This is a genomic window from Sedimentibacter sp. B4 (assembly GCF_000309315.1).
GTDB classification, from domain to species: Bacteria; Bacillota; Clostridia; order Tissierellales; family Sedimentibacteraceae; genus Sedimentibacter; species Sedimentibacter saalensis.
The window spans coordinates 79995-97554 of sequence record NZ_CANG01000014.1 but is presented as its reverse complement, the minus strand read 5'-3'; the positions used below and the strand labels follow the sequence as shown (position 1 = coordinate 97554).

General features: G+C 37.6%; 14 protein-coding genes, 1 pseudogene and 1 riboswitch. Of the genes and pseudogenes, 14 read left to right on the top strand and 1 reads right to left on the bottom strand.

Features of this window, described 5'->3' with window-relative positions:
* Nucleotides 1-144: 144 nt before the first annotated feature.
* The 5 genes and pseudogenes from purM (at nt 145) to BN358_RS03030 (ending at nt 6380) form a co-directional block, all read left to right on the top strand.
* The gene (purM, locus tag BN358_RS03050; protein WP_019227860.1) at nt 145-1185 is read left to right on the top strand and encodes a phosphoribosylformylglycinamidine cyclo-ligase; all 1041 of its coding nucleotides are present in this window, start codon (nt 145-147) and stop codon (nt 1183-1185) included.
* Complete coding sequence (purN, locus tag BN358_RS03045; protein ID WP_019227859.1) at nt 1173-1796, top strand: phosphoribosylglycinamide formyltransferase; 624 nt, start codon at nt 1173-1175, stop codon at nt 1794-1796. The genes purM and purN overlap by 13 nt, the downstream gene beginning before the upstream one ends.
* A 133-nt stretch (nt 1797-1929) precedes the next feature.
* Nucleotides 1930-3481, top strand: a pseudogene (gene purH, locus BN358_RS03040) (bifunctional phosphoribosylaminoimidazolecarboxamide formyltransferase/IMP cyclohydrolase).
* Nucleotides 3482-3606: 125 nt separating this feature from the next.
* Nucleotides 3607-4860, top strand: a complete 1254-nt coding sequence (gene purD, locus BN358_RS03035) for a phosphoribosylamine--glycine ligase (RefSeq protein WP_019227858.1) — start codon at nt 3607-3609, stop codon at nt 4858-4860.
* A 248-nt stretch (nt 4861-5108) separates the two neighbouring features.
* Nucleotides 5109-6380, top strand: coding sequence for a LysM peptidoglycan-binding domain-containing protein (locus BN358_RS03030; RefSeq protein ID WP_019227857.1), 1272 nt, complete (start codon nt 5109-5111; stop codon nt 6378-6380).
* Here BN358_RS03030 and BN358_RS03025 read toward each other — a convergent pair.
* Entirely contained in the window at nt 6377-7708 is a 1332-nt protein-coding gene (locus tag BN358_RS03025) for a Na+/H+ antiporter NhaC family protein (RefSeq protein ID WP_019227856.1), read from the bottom strand. The two genes, BN358_RS03030 and BN358_RS03025, sit on opposite strands and share 4 nt — an antisense overlap.
* Before the next feature lie 431 nt (nt 7709-8139).
* On the opposite strand from BN358_RS03025, the gene BN358_RS03020 reads away from it, so the two are divergent.
* The 9 genes from BN358_RS03020 (at nt 8140) to BN358_RS02985 (ending at nt 17556) form a co-directional block, all read left to right on the top strand.
* Nucleotides 8140-9933, top strand: coding sequence for a sulfite exporter TauE/SafE family protein (locus BN358_RS03020; RefSeq protein WP_019227854.1), 1794 nt, complete (start codon nt 8140-8142; stop codon nt 9931-9933).
* 21 nt (nt 9934-9954) lie between these two features.
* Entirely contained in the window at nt 9955-10653 is a 699-nt protein-coding gene (locus tag BN358_RS03015; RefSeq protein WP_019227853.1) for a response regulator transcription factor, read from the top strand.
* The gene (locus tag BN358_RS03010) at nt 10640-12013 is read left to right on the top strand and encodes a HAMP domain-containing sensor histidine kinase (protein ID WP_019227852.1); all 1374 of its coding nucleotides are present in this window, start codon (nt 10640-10642) and stop codon (nt 12011-12013) included. The genes BN358_RS03015 and BN358_RS03010 overlap by 14 nt, the downstream gene beginning before the upstream one ends.
* 207 nt (nt 12014-12220) lie before the next feature.
* The gene (locus tag BN358_RS03005) at nt 12221-13648 is read left to right on the top strand and encodes a sigma-54-dependent Fis family transcriptional regulator (RefSeq protein WP_019227851.1); all 1428 of its coding nucleotides are present in this window, start codon (nt 12221-12223) and stop codon (nt 13646-13648) included.
* Nucleotides 13566-13760: a hypothetical protein gene (locus BN358_RS28555; protein WP_368730805.1), complete on the top strand. Its 195-nt coding sequence runs from the start codon at nt 13566-13568 to the stop codon at nt 13758-13760. Before BN358_RS03005 ends, BN358_RS28555 begins: the two co-directional genes overlap by 83 nt.
* 15 nt (nt 13761-13775) lie before the next feature.
* Nucleotides 13776-14975 carry a methionine gamma-lyase gene (gene megL, locus BN358_RS03000; RefSeq protein WP_019227850.1) on the top strand — a complete coding sequence of 400 codons (1200 nt, stop codon included), beginning with the start codon at nt 13776-13778 and terminating at the stop codon, nt 14973-14975.
* 158 nt (nt 14976-15133) lie between these two features.
* Nucleotides 15134-15250, top strand: a riboswitch (molybdenum cofactor riboswitch).
* A gap of 40 nt (nt 15251-15290) precedes the next feature.
* Nucleotides 15291-16178: a substrate-binding domain-containing protein gene (locus BN358_RS02995; RefSeq protein ID WP_040581942.1), complete on the top strand. Its 888-nt coding sequence runs from the start codon at nt 15291-15293 to the stop codon at nt 16176-16178.
* Between the two features lie 14 nt (nt 16179-16192).
* The gene (locus tag BN358_RS02990) at nt 16193-16861 is read left to right on the top strand and encodes an ABC transporter permease (protein ID WP_019227848.1); all 669 of its coding nucleotides are present in this window, start codon (nt 16193-16195) and stop codon (nt 16859-16861) included.
* Between the two features lie 2 nt (nt 16862-16863).
* Entirely contained in the window at nt 16864-17556 is a 693-nt protein-coding gene (locus BN358_RS02985) for an ATP-binding cassette domain-containing protein (protein ID WP_019227847.1), read from the top strand.
* The last annotated feature ends 4 nt before the right edge of the window (nt 17557-17560 follow it).

The window sequence follows — 17560 nt, the reverse complement described above, 5'->3', positions numbered from 1 at the left end:
GGACTATATAAAAGCTGACAGCCTTCATTTTTTAAGCATGGAAGGACTTATTAAATCAACAGGTTCTGACAGAGGATTCTGCCTGGCATGTTTGAACGGTGATTATCCAATGGAAGTTCCAAAATTCGATTAGAGGAGATTGTTATGTCTGATAAATTAACATATAAAGATTCCGGTGTAGATATACACGCAGGATATGAAACTGTTAGGCTCATAAAAGATTACGTGAAGAAAACATACACCAAGGGAGTTATGTCTGACATAGGCGGTTTCGGAGGAATGTTCGGCATTGATAAAAATGAATATGAAGAACCGGTGCTTGTTTCAGGAACTGACGGCGTTGGTACAAAGCTAATGATCGCATTCAAGACTGATGTCCATGATACAATTGGAGAAGATGCTGTTGCTATGTGCGTGAACGACGTTATTTGTCAGGGAGCAAAACCATTGTTTTTCCTTGACTATATAGCAACAGGAAAACTGGACCCAAGAAAGGCAGCAGACATTGTAAAAGGTGTTGCAAACGGCTGTATCAAGGCCGGCGCTGCCCTCATCGGAGGAGAAACTGCTGAAATGCCTGGTTTGTACGGTGAAGGCGAATATGATATAGCAGGTTTTTGTGTGGGAATAGTTGACAGGAAAAAAATTATAGATGGATCAAAAATTGTAGAAGGGGATGTGCTCATAGGAATTCCTTCAAGCGGATTCCATTCAAACGGATATTCACTTGTAAGAAAAGTATTCTTCGACCACAAAAACTACAATGCAGATGATTATGTTGAAGAGCTTGGATGCACTCTTGGAGAAGCTCTTTTGACTCCTACAAAAATTTATCCGAAACTCATATTGGAACTTATATCAAAGTTTGAAATAAAGGGAATGTCCAACATAACCGGAGGCGGTTTCTATGAGAATATTCCAAGAATGTTCCCGGAAGGCATAACAGCAGACATTGAAACAAAAAACATAAATGTTCTTCCTGTGTTCAAACTTCTTCAAAGAGAAGGAAATGTTGACATTGATGAAATGTATTCAACATTTAATATGGGAATAGGAATGGTTCTTGCTGTATCAAAAGACACAAAAGATGATGTTATGGAATATTTGAAAAATCAGGGAGAAGAGCCTGTTGTCATAGGTTACACATCAAGAAGGGAAGGCGGACTGAAAATATGCCACAACTAAAAATAGGTGTATTGATATCCGGTTCCGGATCTAATCTTCAGTCTCTCATTGACAATGTTGAAAACGGGCAAATTGACGGAAAAATAACTGTGGTTATTTCTAATAAAATTGATGCCTACGGACTTGAAAGAGCAAGAAAGCACAACATAAAATCAGTGTTTGTAGATCAGAAAAATTATCAGGATTCAGAGATTTACAATGAAGCAGTTATAAAGGAGCTTAAAAGCAACGGAGTCGAGCTTGTTGTTCTTGCCGGATATCTGAAAATTTTATCCCGTAATTTCATAGAAACATACAGAAACAGAATTATCAACATTCATCCATCCCTCATACCGTCATTTTGCGGCAAGGGTTACTATGGGCTTAAGGTACACGAGGCGGCTGTAAACTACGGTGTCAAAATAAGCGGGGCAACAGTTCATTTCGTTGACGAAGAAGCTGATTCCGGTCCCATAATAATTCAGGAGACAGTAAAGGTAGACTTTAAGGACACTCCTGAAAAGCTTCAGAAAAAAGTGCTTAAAATAGAACATAAAATACTGCCACAGGCTGTGAAGCTTTTTTGCGAAGGAAGGCTTGACGTTGTGGGAAGAAAGGTTGAAATAAATTAAGAATTAAGTAATTAAATTAAGAATTAAGAGTTAAGAATGAAGAATTAATAGTCTAAAATTTTAGAGTTTCAGCTGAGCTAACGATGCTCAGCACAGTTACATAATTTACTGATAAAAAGGAGTTGGTTATTAAATGAGAGCTTTAATAAGTGTGTCAGACAAAAATGGAATAGTTGAATTTGCAAAAGAACTTCAGGAACTTGGAGTCCAGATAATTTCAACGGGAGGAACACACAAGACTCTGGAACAAGCAGGGGTTAAAGTTACAGGAATTTCTGAAGTCACTGGTTTTCCGGAATGTCTTGACGGAAGGGTGAAGACATTGCATCCAAACATCCATGCAGGACTTCTTGCAATGCGCTCCAATCCGGAACACATGAAGCAGCTGGAAGAACTTAAAATAGAAACAATCGACATTGTTGTAGTAAATCTGTATCCTTTCAAGGAAACAATTTTAAAAGAAGGCGTAACAAGGGAAGTTGCCATAGAAAACATAGACATAGGCGGACCTACAATGCTTCGCTCTGCTGCCAAAAACTATCAGGATGTGGCAGTTGTGGTTGACCCAAGGGACTACGACCTAGTAATTGATGAACTTAAGGCAGGCAATGGCGTAACTCTTGACACAAAATTTTATCTATGTTCAAAGGTTTTTGCACACACTGCTCACTATGACACATTGATTGCAGCATATATGAAAAGAGAACGTCAAGACAACAATCTTCCTGAAACATTCACCATGACTTTTGAAAAAGTTCAGGAAATGCGCTACGGCGAAAATCCTCATCAGAAGGCTGCCTTCTACAAGGAAGTGGTTAATACTGACGGACTTCTTTCATCAGCTGTGCAGCTTCACGGAAAAGAGCTGTCATTTAACAACATCAATGATACAAATGGAGCTCTTGAGCTTTTAAAAGAATTTGAAGAACCAACTGTTGTTGCCTGCAAACATGCAAATCCATGCGGTGTAGGCACCGGTGAAAATGTTTATGAAGCATATGTTAAGGCATACAATTCGGATCCTACTTCCATTTTTGGAGGAATTGTTGTAATGAACAGGGAGCTGGATGAAAAAACAGCCGAAGAAATCAACAAAATATTTGTTGAAATAGTTGTTGCCCCTTCTTACAGCGAGAAAGCACTTGAAATACTTAAATCTAAGAAAAACATAAGATTGCTTGCAATTGAAAACATAACTACAAAACAAGATGAAAATTCCTATGATCTAAAAAAGGTTGCCGGAGGAATCCTTGTTCAGACAATTGATTCAAAGCTTCTGTCTGGAGAACTTAAGACTGTAACAAAGAAACAGCCTACTGAACAGGAAATGAAAGATCTCATCATGGCATGGAAAATTGTTAAGCACACAAAATCAAATGCCATTACAATAGTTAAAAACGGACAGTCCATAGGCATCGGACCAGGACAGGTCAACCGTATATGGGCATGCAAGCAGGCAATCGAACATGCAGTGGAATTTTTGGGAGAAGACAGCATCAAGGGAGCAACACTTGCTTCAGATGCATACTTTTCCGTTTTCAGACTGCGTAGAAGCAGCTGCAGAGGCAGGTATTACAGCAATAATCCAGCCGGGAGGCTCCATAAGAGACAATGATTCCATAGAAGCATGCGACAATCACAATATGTCAATGCTTTTCACAGACATGAGACATTTTAAACACTAAATAATTTAATTAAGAATGAAGGGTTAAGAGTTAAGAATTAAATGATTGAATTGTGCTTTGCACAATTCATACAATAATTCTTCATTCTTCATTCTTAACTCTTAATTTATATAATGGAGGTTTTTATGAAAATTCTTGTTGTAGGCAGCGGAGCAAGAGAACACACCATATGCTGGAAGCTTAAACAAAGCAAAAGAGTATCAAAGCTTTATTGTGCTCCCGGCAATGCGGGTATAGGGCAGATAGCTGAAATTGCAGACATAAAAGCTGAAAACCTGGAAGAACTAACAAAATTTTCAGCTGACAACAAAATAGATTTAGTTGTTGTGGGACCGGAAGGACCATTGGTCAACGGTCTTGTAGACATGCTTACGGAAAAAGGAATTAAAGCTTTCGGACCGGTAAAAAAAGGAGCAAGGCTTGAAGGAAGCAAGTCATATTCCAAGGACTTCATGAAAAAATACAACATACCAACTGCAAAGTACGAGGTTTTTGAAAATTCTCATCAGGCTCTTGAAGCATTGAAAAACTTTGACGTTCCTGTGGTAGTAAAAGCAGACGGACTTGCCGCAGGCAAGGGAGTTCTTATATGTGAAACAAAACAAGATGCTGAAGAAGCAATTAAAAGCATAATGAATGACAAGCAGTTCGGAGAAGCTGGCGATACTGTTGTAATTGAAGAATTTCTTGACGGAACAGAAACCTCTCTTCTTTGTTTTGTTGACGGCAAAAGAATTGTTCCAATGGAAAGTGCAAGAGATTACAAAAAAGCTTATGACAACGACAAAGGTCTTAACACAGGAGGGATGGGAAACTTTTCTCCAAACCCCATCTACACGGACGAGCTGAACCACTATATACAAAAAAATATAATAGACAGAACACTTCAGGGCTTCCATGGGGAAGACATGGATTTTAAGGGTGTGCTGTTCATAGGTTTGATGATTAAAAACAATCAGGCAAAAGTTCTGGAATACAACACACGCTTTGGAGATCCTGAAACTGAATCTGTTATTCCAAGGCTTAAATCAGATCTTGTTGATATTATGGAAAAGTGTATTGAAGGAAATTTGTCTGCTGATGATTTGCAGTGGAAAAATGAAAAAAGCGTTACAGTAATCCTTGCTTCAGGTGGATATCCTGAAAATTATGAAAAGGGCAAAGAAATAACAGGCCTTGAAGATGTTGACAGTGATATCATAGTTTTCCATGGAGGAACAAAGCTTGTGGGAGGGAAAATCCTAACAGACGGCGGAAGAGTCATGGCTGTCACTGCACTAGGCAATACCCTTGATGAAGCTAGAGAAAAAGTGTATAAAAATATACCTAAAATACATTTTGAAAAAATGGAATACAGGACTGACATAGCAAAATTGTAAAAGAAAATTACTAGAGCTGTAATCATCCTTAGGTTGATTACAAAGTAACTTTTGACGTTGTCATTCTGAGGACGCAGCCGAAGAATCTCATGTTTTCAATTGAAAATGAGATCCTTCACTAACGTTCAGGATGACAGCGTCGAAGTTTCTATAGTCCGAGGATGATTTATCATTCCTTTTTTTTATTTTTAATCATTATGACAGCCTTGGCGAATATATTTATAATATATATTTATTTGGAGGTTGCCATGCGCATACATACGGTTCAAAAGGGTGAGGCATTATGGAAAATTGCCGACTTTTATAAAACTGACATAGAAGATATCATGGAGGCTAACGGTCTGGTCAATCCGGAGATTCTATTGGTTGGACAGCCGCTTTTGATTCCTGAAGACATAAGGGAACACACAGTGATACCGGGGGATACAATATGGAAAATTGCAGAGAGCTATGGTGTTCCCGTTCAGGAGCTTTTATGGGAAAACCGGATAATGACACCTGACACCATATATCCTGGTCTGGTTTTGAAAATTCCTGAAAAAGAAAAGCCGGTAATAGATGTGAATGCATTTACTTATATTTTGGGAGATGATGCCATACCTGTTGTTCAGGGAGCAGGAGATAGTCTTACTTATTTAAGTCCTTTTGCTTATCTCATCAATGAAGACGGAAGTCTTGTAGAAATAGATGATGAACCTGCCATAGGGGAAGCAATAGCCAAAGGAGTTGTTCCCATGATGTCCATTGTTAACTTCACAAGAAATGTCAAGGGAGAAAATATAGCAAAAATAATATTGAACAATCCGGAAATAGTGGAAACTGTACAGAACAACATTTTAAACACCATGAGGGATAAAGGATACAGAGGACTTAATATAGATTTTGAATATGTTTTTCCGGAAGACAGGGAAGCTTACAACAGATTTCTTGAAAGCACCGTAAACAAGCTTCATGAAGAAGGATATTTTGTTTCAACAGCTTTGGCTCCAAAAACAAGCGCAGAACAAAGGGGTCTTTTGTATGAAGCTCACGATTATGCAGAACATGGCAGACTGGCTGATTTTGTTGTGCTCATGACTTATGAGTGGGGTTGGAGAGGTGGTCCTCCACGGGCAATTTCTCCCATAAATGAAATAGAAAAGGTGCTGGATTATGCTGTCACTACAATTCCAAGAGAAAAAATACTAATGGGTTTCCAAATATACGCAAGGGATTGGAAGCTTCCTTTTGTTCAAGGTCAGGAAGCAGAAACAATAAGTGTTGAGGAAGCAATGAACAGAGCATATAGACACATGTCTGAAATCAAATATGATTTTGTAAGCCAGTCACCGTACTTTCGCTACACAGACGATGAAGGAAACGCTCATGAGGTATGGTTTGAAGATGCAAGAAGCGCCCGTGCAAAATTTGATGTTGTGAAGGAATATGGCCTCAGAGGCTTAAGCTACTGGGGACTTGGTTATCCCTTCACTCAAAACTGGGTGCTTCTTGATGATACTTTTGATGTAAGAAAGCTCTAGATTTTTACAGATAGATTTTTTGTGCTCCATTTAGGCAGTCTCATAACGTTGATTATTGGAACCAGGTAAAGAAATACTGCATATGGAATTGCTCCTGCATCAACGGACAATGTTGCAAGGGGCACCGCAATGGCAATGCTCCAGGGAAAAAGCTCGGCTGTTAAAATTACAGTGTTTTCAATGTCTATTGACAGATGCTCTTTAGTCAGACCCTTTTTTTCGTAAATTTTGTTCATGAGCTGTTCTGTAAGCAGTATGGGAAGCGTCTGATTGCAGCAAAATGCGCAAGTGGCAAGGCTTGTGAACAACGTTGTAAGGTATACTCCTATTTTTTCGCTCATTTTTACCAGAAATCCCTGTATGTCGTTAAGCATACCGGTTCCTTCGAAAATACCAGAATAAGAAGAAGCTATAAGAACAATGAATGAAACGCTCACCATGGATAACAGGCCCCCTCCGGATATTATTTTTGACAGTGAGCTTTCCGGATTCAGGTGAAATCCAAACAGCATGGTGCGCAGCAGTTCATAAAGCTTAATTTCCTGCACAGTAAGGCAGATTATAAATGCTGTTATGATGCTTACGAGCATTGATATTTTTACATTCTTTTTCATTATTGCAAGAAAAAATATGACGAGAGCAGGAATTACAGTTACAAAGCTTAAATTGAAATAAGATGCAATTTCATTCAGAAGTTCTGTGTTTTTTGTGTTGAGAGGGTATTTTCCTGACAAAAAAATGTAAAAACCAACTGTCATCACAAAGGGAATCAGCCCAGTAATAAACATGTTTTTAACGTTTGTGTACAAATCTGTGTCTGTGACCACAGCTACAAGATTGGCACTTGAAGAAGTGGGAGAGCACCTGTCTCCAAAAAATGCTCCAGACACAATTGCTCCTGCAGCAGCATATGTGTTAACACCTCCGCTTTTTGCAAGGACTATGAGAACAACCCCAATTGTTCCGCATGTTCCAAAGCTTGTTCCAAGGGCAAAGGAAACCACGCATGTAAGAAGAAATGCAAACAATATGAAAAAGTCAGGATTCATAATTTTTGTTCCGTAGTACACAAAAAATGAAATGGTTCCGGAAGCTCTCCACAATGCGGTTATCATGCCTATAAGAGCGAAAATCGGCATGAGTGAGAGGGCTTTTTTCATTCCCTTAATGTTCATTGCTGCAATGTTTTTAAGGCTGTGGCCTCTTTTGTACGCAACCATAGAAAAAGCAGCCATTCCTATAAGAAGCGGATAAATAGTTGATATACCTTTTGAAATGCTTAAAACAAGTGAAAGGGTAAATATGATAACAGCAATTAAAAAGTCCATGATATTCTCCTATATTTAATATATATATTATATAATCAATTTTGGAAATTACAATATCATATAAAAAAATAAGACTGTCAGTCCAGCATACTGACAGTCTTATTTTACAATTATATTAGGAGATTTCCTGTTATAAGATATTAGCTTATTTTAGGTATTGTCATTCATATGATTATTATAATATTCAGTTGTGAAGAAATTATGTAGAGAGTACATCTTCATAATTTCTTCATTAATCCAGGTTAATATTAAATAAAAAACTATAAGAGGATGTAATTATGGGATGCTGCGGAGGACCAAGACCAGATAAAATTTATTCTTTCAAGGAATATTTCATTACAACTATTGTTATTATTGCCATAGTTTTATTAATTTATTATCTAAAAAAATAATTTTAAAATTTAAATCAAAAAAAATTCAAGAGGTGGATAATGGGTATAAAAAAAGAGAAGATTAAAGTATATGATATGACCTGTTCTTCCTGCGAAGCAAGAGTTGAAAATGCAGCCTTAAAAACGGAAGGCGTACTGAAAGCAAAAGCAAGCTTCACAGAGCAGTATCTGGACATAGAGTATGATGATGAAAAAGTAAAAGTAAAAAAAGTTAAAGAAGAGATACTTAATGCAGGATATTCAACAGAAAAATCAGATCTTAAGTTTTTTGGAATATTAATAATTGCAGCAGCAGTTGCAATGCTTGGATTCAACACAAGCGGATTTAACATGGAAGGATTTCTTCAAAATGCATCATACGGTGTTTTGTTCCTTGCAGGTGTGCTAACATCTATTCACTGCGTAGGAATGTGCGGCGGAATAATGCTTACTCAAAGCATTTCAGCAGAAAGCAGCAATAAGTTTGAAGCCATTAAACCAACACTTTTATATAATTTGGGAAGGGTCATTTCTTACACAATTCTTGGAGCTATAATAGGAGCAGCAGGTTCAGCTTTTTCTCTTTCAATAAAATCTAAAGCAGCTGTGCAGATAATTGCAGGGGTATTTATGATTATGATGGGATTTAATATGGCAGGTTTTGGAATGTTTAGAAAATTTCAGTTGCACATGCCAAAATCTTTTTGTAAGATAAAAAGTAAGCATTCATCTCCATTTGTTGTGGGATTGCTTAACGGACTCATGCCATGTGGACCGCTGCAGACTATGCAGATATTTGCACTGGGTACATCAAGCCCTGTAAAGGGAGCTTTGGCAATGTTTGCATTTTCTTTGGGTACAGTTCCATTGATGCTTGCATTTGGAGGTTTGTCAGGACTTCTGAGCAAGGGATACACAAAGAGGCTTCTAAAAATTAGCGGAGTTCTTGTAATTGTTCTCGGACTGATTATGGGAAACAGAGGATTTGCCATAATTGGAATTTCTCCGGCAAATGTATTTGCCTTTGATAAAGTAGAATCATCCGGCGAAAACACAAATCCAAATGTTGCCAAGGCTGTCATGGAAGATGGTGTACAGGTAATAAGGATGACGGTAAACAACAAAGGATTTGTTCCAAATGCATTTTATGTGCAAAAGGGAATACCTGTAAAATGGATTATTGACGGCAAGGAATTAAACACATGCAACAATGCCATAATAGTTCCTTCCATGGATTTGCAAAAAGTTGTCAAAAGCGGTGAAAACATCATAGAATTCACTCCATCAGATAAGGATATCAGCTTCAGCTGCTGGATGGGAATGATAGGTGGAGTAATAAGGGTTGTGGATAAGCTTGATACAGTTGATACAACAGTTGAAGATCCATCTCTTCCACCACCTGCAGTTTCTCCTGACTGCTGCAAGCGTCCACTGAATGAAGAAGAGCAGGTAGATGTAAGCAAAGAGAGTATCTACGGAGATGATATAACAAAGGTGCCAACGGAAATGCTCATAGGAAAATCTGAAGAAAACAGCCTTAAAATTGAAGGCATTGGTTATGAACTAAAACCACTTATTTCGGTTGTGAAAAGCAATGAAACAATAGAGACTGAATTTAATCTGGATGAATTTGACGATAAGGTTGGAGAGTTTTTAGTGGTTGATGGAAGTACTGGCGAAACAGTTGCTTCATTTGATGGAACATCTGGTTCAGGCAAGGTTAAGTTTACATCTGGTGAAGACGGAATTTATGGTATAATAAAAGACGGAGCCGTACTTGGTGTAATTAAGACAGTTGAGGATCTTGAGAGTGCAGATCTTGAAGAAATAAGAAGCAGCATGATTCTGCAGTAAAATAATTTATATGGAGAGAAAATGAACAGCATTTTAATAATTGAAGATGATGAAAGAGTAGCTGATGTAATAAGAGCATACCTGGAAAGGGAAGGCTACAAAGTGTTTTGGACAGCAAAAGGTATTGACGGTATAGACATTGCCAGAAAAAACAAAATAGAACTGATTATTCTTGACCTTATGCTTCCCGACATGAGTGGGGAAGAAGTGTGCAAAATAATACGACTGGAGTCTGACGTGCACATTTTCATGCTAACGGCAAAGGGAACACTGGACAACAAAATCGAAGGCTTAAACATAGGTGCTGACGAGTACCTTGTTAAACCCTTCAGCCCAAGGGAACTTACTGCCAGGGTCAATTCGCTGTTCAGAAGACTTCACAAGGACACTGGAACATCTGAAGCTGTTTATGACGATAAAAACTTATCAATAAATTATGAAAAACGTACAGTAATGTTAAAAGGAACAGAAGTTTCACTCACACCTAACGAATTTGACATTTTGTACACTCTGGCTGTAAGCAAGGGAAAGGTTATGTCAAGGGAACAGCTCATAGATAAAATTTTTGGCTATGATTTTGACGGATATGACAGAACTGTTGATGTGCACATTAAGAACATAAGAAAGAAAATAGAGGAAGACACAAAAAATCCCAAGTATATAATTACTGTCACAAAGGCAGGTTATAAATTCGGCGGTGATCAAAATGCATTCAATTAGGAGAAAAATAGGAGTATTGCTTACTGTTTCATCAGCAGCAGCAATACTTCTTATTATGATTTTTGTTAATTTAACCATGAACAGCATTTTTGAGGAATACATGCTGGAAGTTCAAAACAAAAGGTATGAAACAATCACAACGTACCTGGAGGAAGAATACGAAAAAGAGGGCCAATGGTCCGAAAATACAGGCATAGAGCTAATGCACAACGCCTACATGAGCAATTACAACCTGACGCTGTACGACAAAGACAACAAGGCAATATGGGGAATGAATCCCAATGATATAAGGAATAAAGTAAACCTGGGACAAATGATGGTTCAGGACCTGGGAGTATACACAACTAAAAAATTCGAACTCCATTATAAAAATGAAGTTGTGGGATATGTTGAAGTGGGACAATACTCGCCTTTGCTGATGACAGAAGAGGATATTCAGTTCAAAGCATCAATCAATAAAAGCATTGTTGCAAGCGGAGCTATGACAGTCATTATAATAACAATACTAAGTTTGTATTTTTCAAAGCAGTTTTCTGCTCCAATCAAGGAAGTAGCAAGCATGTCCGTAAAATTATCAAAGGGTGAATTTGAAGCCAAGACAAATAGCACCAGCGATGTGAAAGAAATTGAAGACTTAAGAAGCAGCGTCAACATTCTGGCTGAAAAGCTGAACAAACAGGATATGCTGAGAAAACGTCTGGTTTCTGATATTTCCCATGAGATACGAACTCCTTTAAACGTCTTGCAGAACAATCTTGAAGCTATGATTGATGGAGTGTTCCCTGTAACTTCAGAAAGACTCTCCGGATTAAATGATGAAATAGTAAGGTTTGGAAAACTCTTGAACAACCTTGACTTGTTGAAGGATTTTGAAGCAGAAAGCATGAAACTAAGTTTTCATGCACTTAAACTTGACCAACTGCTTGAAAATTTAGTAAGTGAACTAATTATGGAAGCTGACAGCAAAAATATAACTCTTTCTTTTTCAAAGGAAAATGAAAAAAGCTACATTGTATCAGGAGATGAAGACAATTTAAAGCAGGTATTCTTCAATCTCATCCACAATGCCATAAAGTTTACTGGAAGCATGGGAGAAGTTTCTATAAATCTATACAGCAGGAACAAAAAAATATATGTTGAAGTTAAAGACAACGGAATGGGAATTTCAAGGGAGGACATTCCGTATATTTTTGAGAGATTTTACAGGGCTGATAAAAGCAGGCACAAAATAGAAGGCAACGGAGTAGGGCTTACAATTGTAAAAAACATTCTTGATCTTCATACAGCTTCCATTGAAGTTATGAGCAATGAAAACAAAGGAACGTTGTTCACAGTTATTTTTGATGACAAAGAAGAATAATATTGATAAATTGAAAAATATGGTTTAAGATTGTGCCATAAGGTACAATATCAAACCATAACAAAGGTTAATATTCCAAAACTATTTAATTCTGGAATGATATTGTTCCATTATTAAATGGTTTTTTTAATTTTTGCTATGAATTGTATTGAATTTTGAACATGAAATGGTTGGCACGATATATGCTATATTAAGATAGGAGACATTATGGAAACTAAAAAAATAAAACTTACAGCTTCTGAAGACAGGCCGCATTTGACATATGAAGCATTAAGCGTTCTTCACAAATATGATGTTGGCTTAATTTGGATGGAAGTGTATGCTTATGTGGCATACATAAAACTCATGCCTGTAGAAGATGATGTATGGGAAAAAATTAAGAATGAGCTCAACATTTTAAAGGGATGGGACAGTCTAGAGGAAATTGAACTGTTTCCTTTCGAGGAAAAAAACACTGAGTTAAAAAAAGTTCTTGATGTAATACCACACGGAGTGACACTGCTGAGCAGGACAGGAGACATTAAGTATGTAAACGATTACGCTGCTGAAAAAATTTTTATGACAGCAGGCAAGGACATAACAGGAGTAAATATACGCAAGTACATGGATTATGACAAACTCATTTCTTTCTTTAATAAAAAGGGAAAGAACGTTATGGCAAAGGACACCATGGAAATAGGAACTCAGTTATATCAAGTTAATTTGCAGCCAATCATCAATGAAGAAAACGTTTTAAGCAGTTATCTTATCTCTTTTTATGAAATGGACAACACAAGTTTCAGCAGATATGACAATCCCATAACATTTGACGACATAGTTGCTGAAAGCAACAAGATGCTCCAAGTAATTAACCAAGGTAAACTTTATTCTAAATCTGACTCGCCGGTCTTAATAACCGGAGAAAGCGGTACAGGAAAAGAACTTTTTGCCAGAGCTATTCACAATGAAAGCAGAAGAAAATCAAAACCTTTTATTGCCATCAACTGTGCAGCCATACCAGATCAGCTTTTGGAAAGCGAGCTGTTTGGATATGAAGGAGGAACATTCACCGGAGGCAGAAAGGAAGGCAAGGCAGGAATATTTGAAATTGCCGGTGGAGGAACAGTATTCCTCGATGAAATAGGCGACATGGCACCGCACCTTCAGGCAAAGCTTTTACGGGTTCTCCAGGAAAAAAAGGTACGAAGGGTTGGAGGAGCAAACGAAGTTAATTTTGACGTAAGGCTGATTTCAGCAACAAATCAAAATATCGATCACATGGTTAAGAACAAGGAATTCAGGCTTGATCTCTTGTTCAGGATAAATATTTTCAACATAAATATTCCTCCTCTCAGGGAAAGAAAAGAAGATTTGCCCATTTTATTTGAGCATTTTGCAGGAATCCATTCAAGAAGGTACCATAAATACATAAAAGGAATTGAGCAGAATGCCATGAGGAAGCTTTTAAATTACAATTGGCCCGGAAATGTAAGAGAATTTCAAAATGTTCTTGAAAGAGCTGCTGCACTTTCAACTTCAGAAGAAATTACTTCAAAGGACATAATGCTGAACTATGACATTGTTCCGGAAGAAGAAACATCAGGTACATCTCTTAAGGACTGCATTGAAAGTCTTGAAAAAAGAAAAAATAACTGAAAGTCTTAAAATGAACAAAAGCATCAGAGAAGCAGCTAAAAACCTTGAAGTAACACATACGTTATTAATCAACAGGATGAAGAAATACAATATCGATAGAAATAATTTATAAATTAGGAGGATTCAAATGAATAAGGAAAAGTTAAGCAAGATGAAATTTTCTACAAGAGCTGTGCATGCAGGCTACAGGAAAAATGAATACGGAGCATTGGCTACACCTATTTATCAGACATCAACCTTTATATTTGACTCAGCAGAGCAGGGAGGAAGAAGATTTGCTTTGGAAGAAGACGGATATATTTATACTCGTCTTGGCAATCCAACAAGCTCACAGGTTGAAGACAAACTGGCAAGTCTTGAAAATGCAGAGGCTGCTGTTGCCATGGGTTCAGGCATGGGAGCCATAACTTCTGTAATCTGGGCTATAGTAAAGGGCGGAGATCACATAGTAGCAGCTAAGACACTGTACGGCTGCACATTTGCATTTTTAAATCACGGTCTTCCTAAATTTGGAATTGAAGTAACATTTGTAGATACTTCTGATCCTGAAAATGTAAGAAAAGCAATGAAAGAAAACACAAAGGTGGTATATCTGGAAAGTCCTGCAAATCCAAACATGCTCATATCAGACATAGAGGAAATTTCAAAAATTGCTCATGAAAAAGAAGGCTGCATGGTTGTTGTTGACAACACATACTGCACACCATACATTCAAAGACCTATTGATCTAGGTGCAGATGTTGTTGTTCATTCTGCAACAAAATATTTAAACGGACACGGAGATGTAATAGCAGGCTTTGCTGCAGGAACTCAGGAATTCATAAACCAGGTTAGATTTGTTGGAATAAAGGATATGACAGGTTCAGTAATAAGCCCATTTGATTCATACCTTATAAATAGAGGAATGAAGACTCTTGAAATCAGAATGGAAAAACACTGCCAGAACGCACAGAAGGTTGCAGAGTTTCTTGAAGATCATCCTGCTGTTGTATCAATTGCTTATCCTGGACTTAAAAGCTTCCCTCAGTATGAACTTGCAAAAAAACAAATGTCACTGCCGGGAGCAATGATTGCATTTGAAGTAAAGGGAGGGCTTGAAGCCGGAAGAATACTGATGAATTCAGTTGAACTTTGTTCGCTTGCTGTAAGCCTTGGAGATACTGAAACATTAATACAGCATCCTGCTTCCATGACACATTCTCCATACACTCCTGAAGAAAGAGCTGCATCCGGAATTTCTGAAGGTCTAGTCAGACTTTCTGTAGGGCTTGAAGATGCAGGGGATATAATTGATGATTTAAAACAGGCTCTTGACAAATTACTGTAAAAAAATTTTTAAACAAATGAATTTTTATTAAGCATTAAAAATAGGCTCACGAGTGGCTTTCAGCTGCCGGAGCCTTTTTGTCATGTTAATAAATCGTCATTTTGATGAATAAGCAACTTAATATAAGTTGACATTTGGCGTATTTCTAGCTAAAATTATATGTGAGTTATCTCCGAGTTTACGGATCTAAAGCTTTTGCCATGAGCCGCAAACCGACAGGGTTTATTTGGAAACGAATGAGCCTCCCATTGGAAAGGAGAATGCCAATGCATTTCTCTTTTCGTATACTATTATATGAAAGGGGTTTTTTTATTTATGAAAAAAACTAAAGCAAAAAACATTTTAGCACTTTTACTTTCATTGATGCTTATATTTTCAATGACAGCATGTGCTAAGACAGAACAACCTAAGACGGAAGAACCGGCAAAGGAAACACCTGCAGAAGAGCCAGCTGAACCTAGAGAATTCATATTGGCTACTACTACAAGCACACAGGATTCAGGACTTTTAGATTATCTGCTGCCAATTTTTAAAGAAAAAACAGGCATAACAGTAAATGTTGTGGCTAAGGGAACAGGTGCTGCTCTGGAGCTTGCCAAAAATGGCGATGCAGATGGAGTACTGGTACATGCCAAAGCACAAGAAGAAGCATTCATTGCTGAAGGTTTTGCTAAAGAAAGATTTGATGTGATGTACAATGACTTCATCATTGTAGGACCAGAATCTGATCCTGCAGGACTTATTGCAAATGCTCCGAATGATCCTATCAAGGCTTTCCAGTTACTGGCTGATACTAAATCAACATTTATTTCCAGAGGAGACGAATCAGGAACTCACACAAAGGAAAAAGGTTACTGGAAAGAACTTAACATCACTCCTGAAGGAGAATGGTATGTTTCTGCCGGAACAGGAATGGGAGCAGTGCTTCAGATGGCTGATGAAAAGCAGGGCTACACTCTTACAGACAGGGCAACTTATCTTTCTATGAAGGACGAACTTGGTCTTGTTATAGTAACAGAAAAGAACGACAAAATGTACAACCAATATGGTGTTATGATGGTAAATCCTGAAAAATATCCTATAAAAGAGGCAGAAGTTCAGGAATTCATAGACTTCTTGCTTTCTGACGAAGGACAGGAACTCATAGCAGGATTCGGCAAGGAAGAATTTGGTGAATCATTGTTTGTACCAAATGCAAAATAACAAAAGGTGAAATAATGTTTGAATTTATGAGAGAATTTTTAACTACATACAATGACATACTGCCTGTAATAGCACTTTCTTTGAAAGTGTCCCTGACTTCAGCCTTCATTGCTTCTGCTCTTGGACTGACCTCAGGCATAGCGGCAGCCCTTCATGAATTCAAATTGAAAAAAACAATCATGAGGGTGGCAAATACCCTCATGAGTCTGCCTCCGGTACTGATAGGTCTTCTTGTTTACATGATGCTGTCAAGAAAAGGTCCTCTTGGAAGCCTTGGGCTGTTGTTTTCACCGTCAGCCATGATTGTTTCGCAGTCACTGCTTGTGTTTCCCATAATATTCGGACTCACGGTATCATCAATTCAGGAAGAAGCAAAGAATATTGAGCTAACATGTTTATCGCTGGGTGCTGACAAAAAAAGCACATTGATTACAATAATCAGCGAATGCAGGTTTAAGCTCTTTTCTGTTATTACTGCAGGCTTCGGAAGAGCCATATCCGAGGTTGGAGCCGTAATGATGGTTGGAGGAAACATCAAGGACAAAACAAGGGTTATGACAACATACATTGCCCTTGAAACAGGCAAGGGAAATTTTGAAGAAGCGGTTATGATTGGTTTTGTGCTTCTTTTAATATCATTTTTGGTTAACTCAATTTTATACAGGATGCAGAGGAGGGAATAATCGTGCATATAAAGATTGAAAATGCAGTTAAAGATTATGGTTTAAGCCGTGTCCTGGACATTGAAAACATTGAGTTCAAAAAAGGAATATATGTAATTTTAGGCTCAAACGGCAGCGGAAAAAGCACCCTCATAAGCTGCGTGGCAGGATTAAATGAATTAAGCCATGGGAACATTTTTTATGACGGAAAAAAATTTGATTCAGCAATTAGAAATTCCATATGCATACAGATTCAAAACCCTTATCTTTTCAGCAAATCTTCCCATGAGAACATTGTAAGCGGACTAAAGTTCAGAAAAACTAGCAGGGAAGAAATTGAAAAAAGATTTAATAAATATAAAAATTATTTTGAAATCGAAGATCTGCTTAACAAGAAGTCATGGTGGCTGTCCGGCGGAGAAAGAGCAAAAATTGCACTTTTAAGGACAGCAGTGCTGGAAACTGAAATAACACTGCTTGATGAACCAACAGCAGCCATGGATATTGAAAGTTCCATGAGAGCTGAAAATCTCATCAAGGATATGGCAAGAGACAACAGGACGGTAATATTGGTCACACACGACGTATATCAGGCAAAAAGAATTGCTAATCATGTCATATTTATGGATAAGGGCAGAATAATAGAAATGGGAAGCAGGGAAGAAGTGCTTAACAATCCTGCAAACAAACTTGTAAAACAAATTTTAAACATATGATCAC

What these genes read in the sequence shown, in the direction of transcription:
- purM (WP_019227860.1), top strand. Translation starts at nt 145, where the DNA reads ATGTCTGATAAATTAACATATAAAGATTCCGGTGTAGATATACACGCA.
- purN (WP_019227859.1), top strand. Translation starts at nt 1,173, where the DNA reads ATGCCACAACTAAAAATAGGTGTATTGATATCCGGTTCCGGATCTAAT.
- purD (WP_019227858.1), top strand. Translation starts at nt 3,607, where the DNA reads ATGAAAATTCTTGTTGTAGGCAGCGGAGCAAGAGAACACACCATATGC.
- BN358_RS03030 (WP_019227857.1), top strand. Translation starts at nt 5,109, where the DNA reads ATGCGCATACATACGGTTCAAAAGGGTGAGGCATTATGGAAAATTGCC.
- BN358_RS03025 (WP_019227856.1), bottom strand. Translation starts at nt 7,708, where the DNA reads ATGGACTTTTTAATTGCTGTTATCATATTTACCCTTTCACTTGTTTTA.
- BN358_RS03020 (WP_019227854.1), top strand. Translation starts at nt 8,140, where the DNA reads ATGGGTATAAAAAAAGAGAAGATTAAAGTATATGATATGACCTGTTCT.
- BN358_RS03015 (WP_019227853.1), top strand. Translation starts at nt 9,955, where the DNA reads ATGAACAGCATTTTAATAATTGAAGATGATGAAAGAGTAGCTGATGTA.
- BN358_RS03010 (WP_019227852.1), top strand. Translation starts at nt 10,640, where the DNA reads ATGCATTCAATTAGGAGAAAAATAGGAGTATTGCTTACTGTTTCATCA.
- BN358_RS03005 (WP_019227851.1), top strand. Translation starts at nt 12,221, where the DNA reads ATGGAAACTAAAAAAATAAAACTTACAGCTTCTGAAGACAGGCCGCAT.
- BN358_RS28555 (WP_368730805.1), top strand. Translation starts at nt 13,566, where the DNA reads ATGACATTGTTCCGGAAGAAGAAACATCAGGTACATCTCTTAAGGACT.
- megL (WP_019227850.1), top strand. Translation starts at nt 13,776, where the DNA reads ATGAATAAGGAAAAGTTAAGCAAGATGAAATTTTCTACAAGAGCTGTG.
- BN358_RS02995 (WP_040581942.1), top strand. Translation starts at nt 15,291, where the DNA reads ATGAAAAAAACTAAAGCAAAAAACATTTTAGCACTTTTACTTTCATTG.
- BN358_RS02990 (WP_019227848.1), top strand. Translation starts at nt 16,193, where the DNA reads ATGTTTGAATTTATGAGAGAATTTTTAACTACATACAATGACATACTG.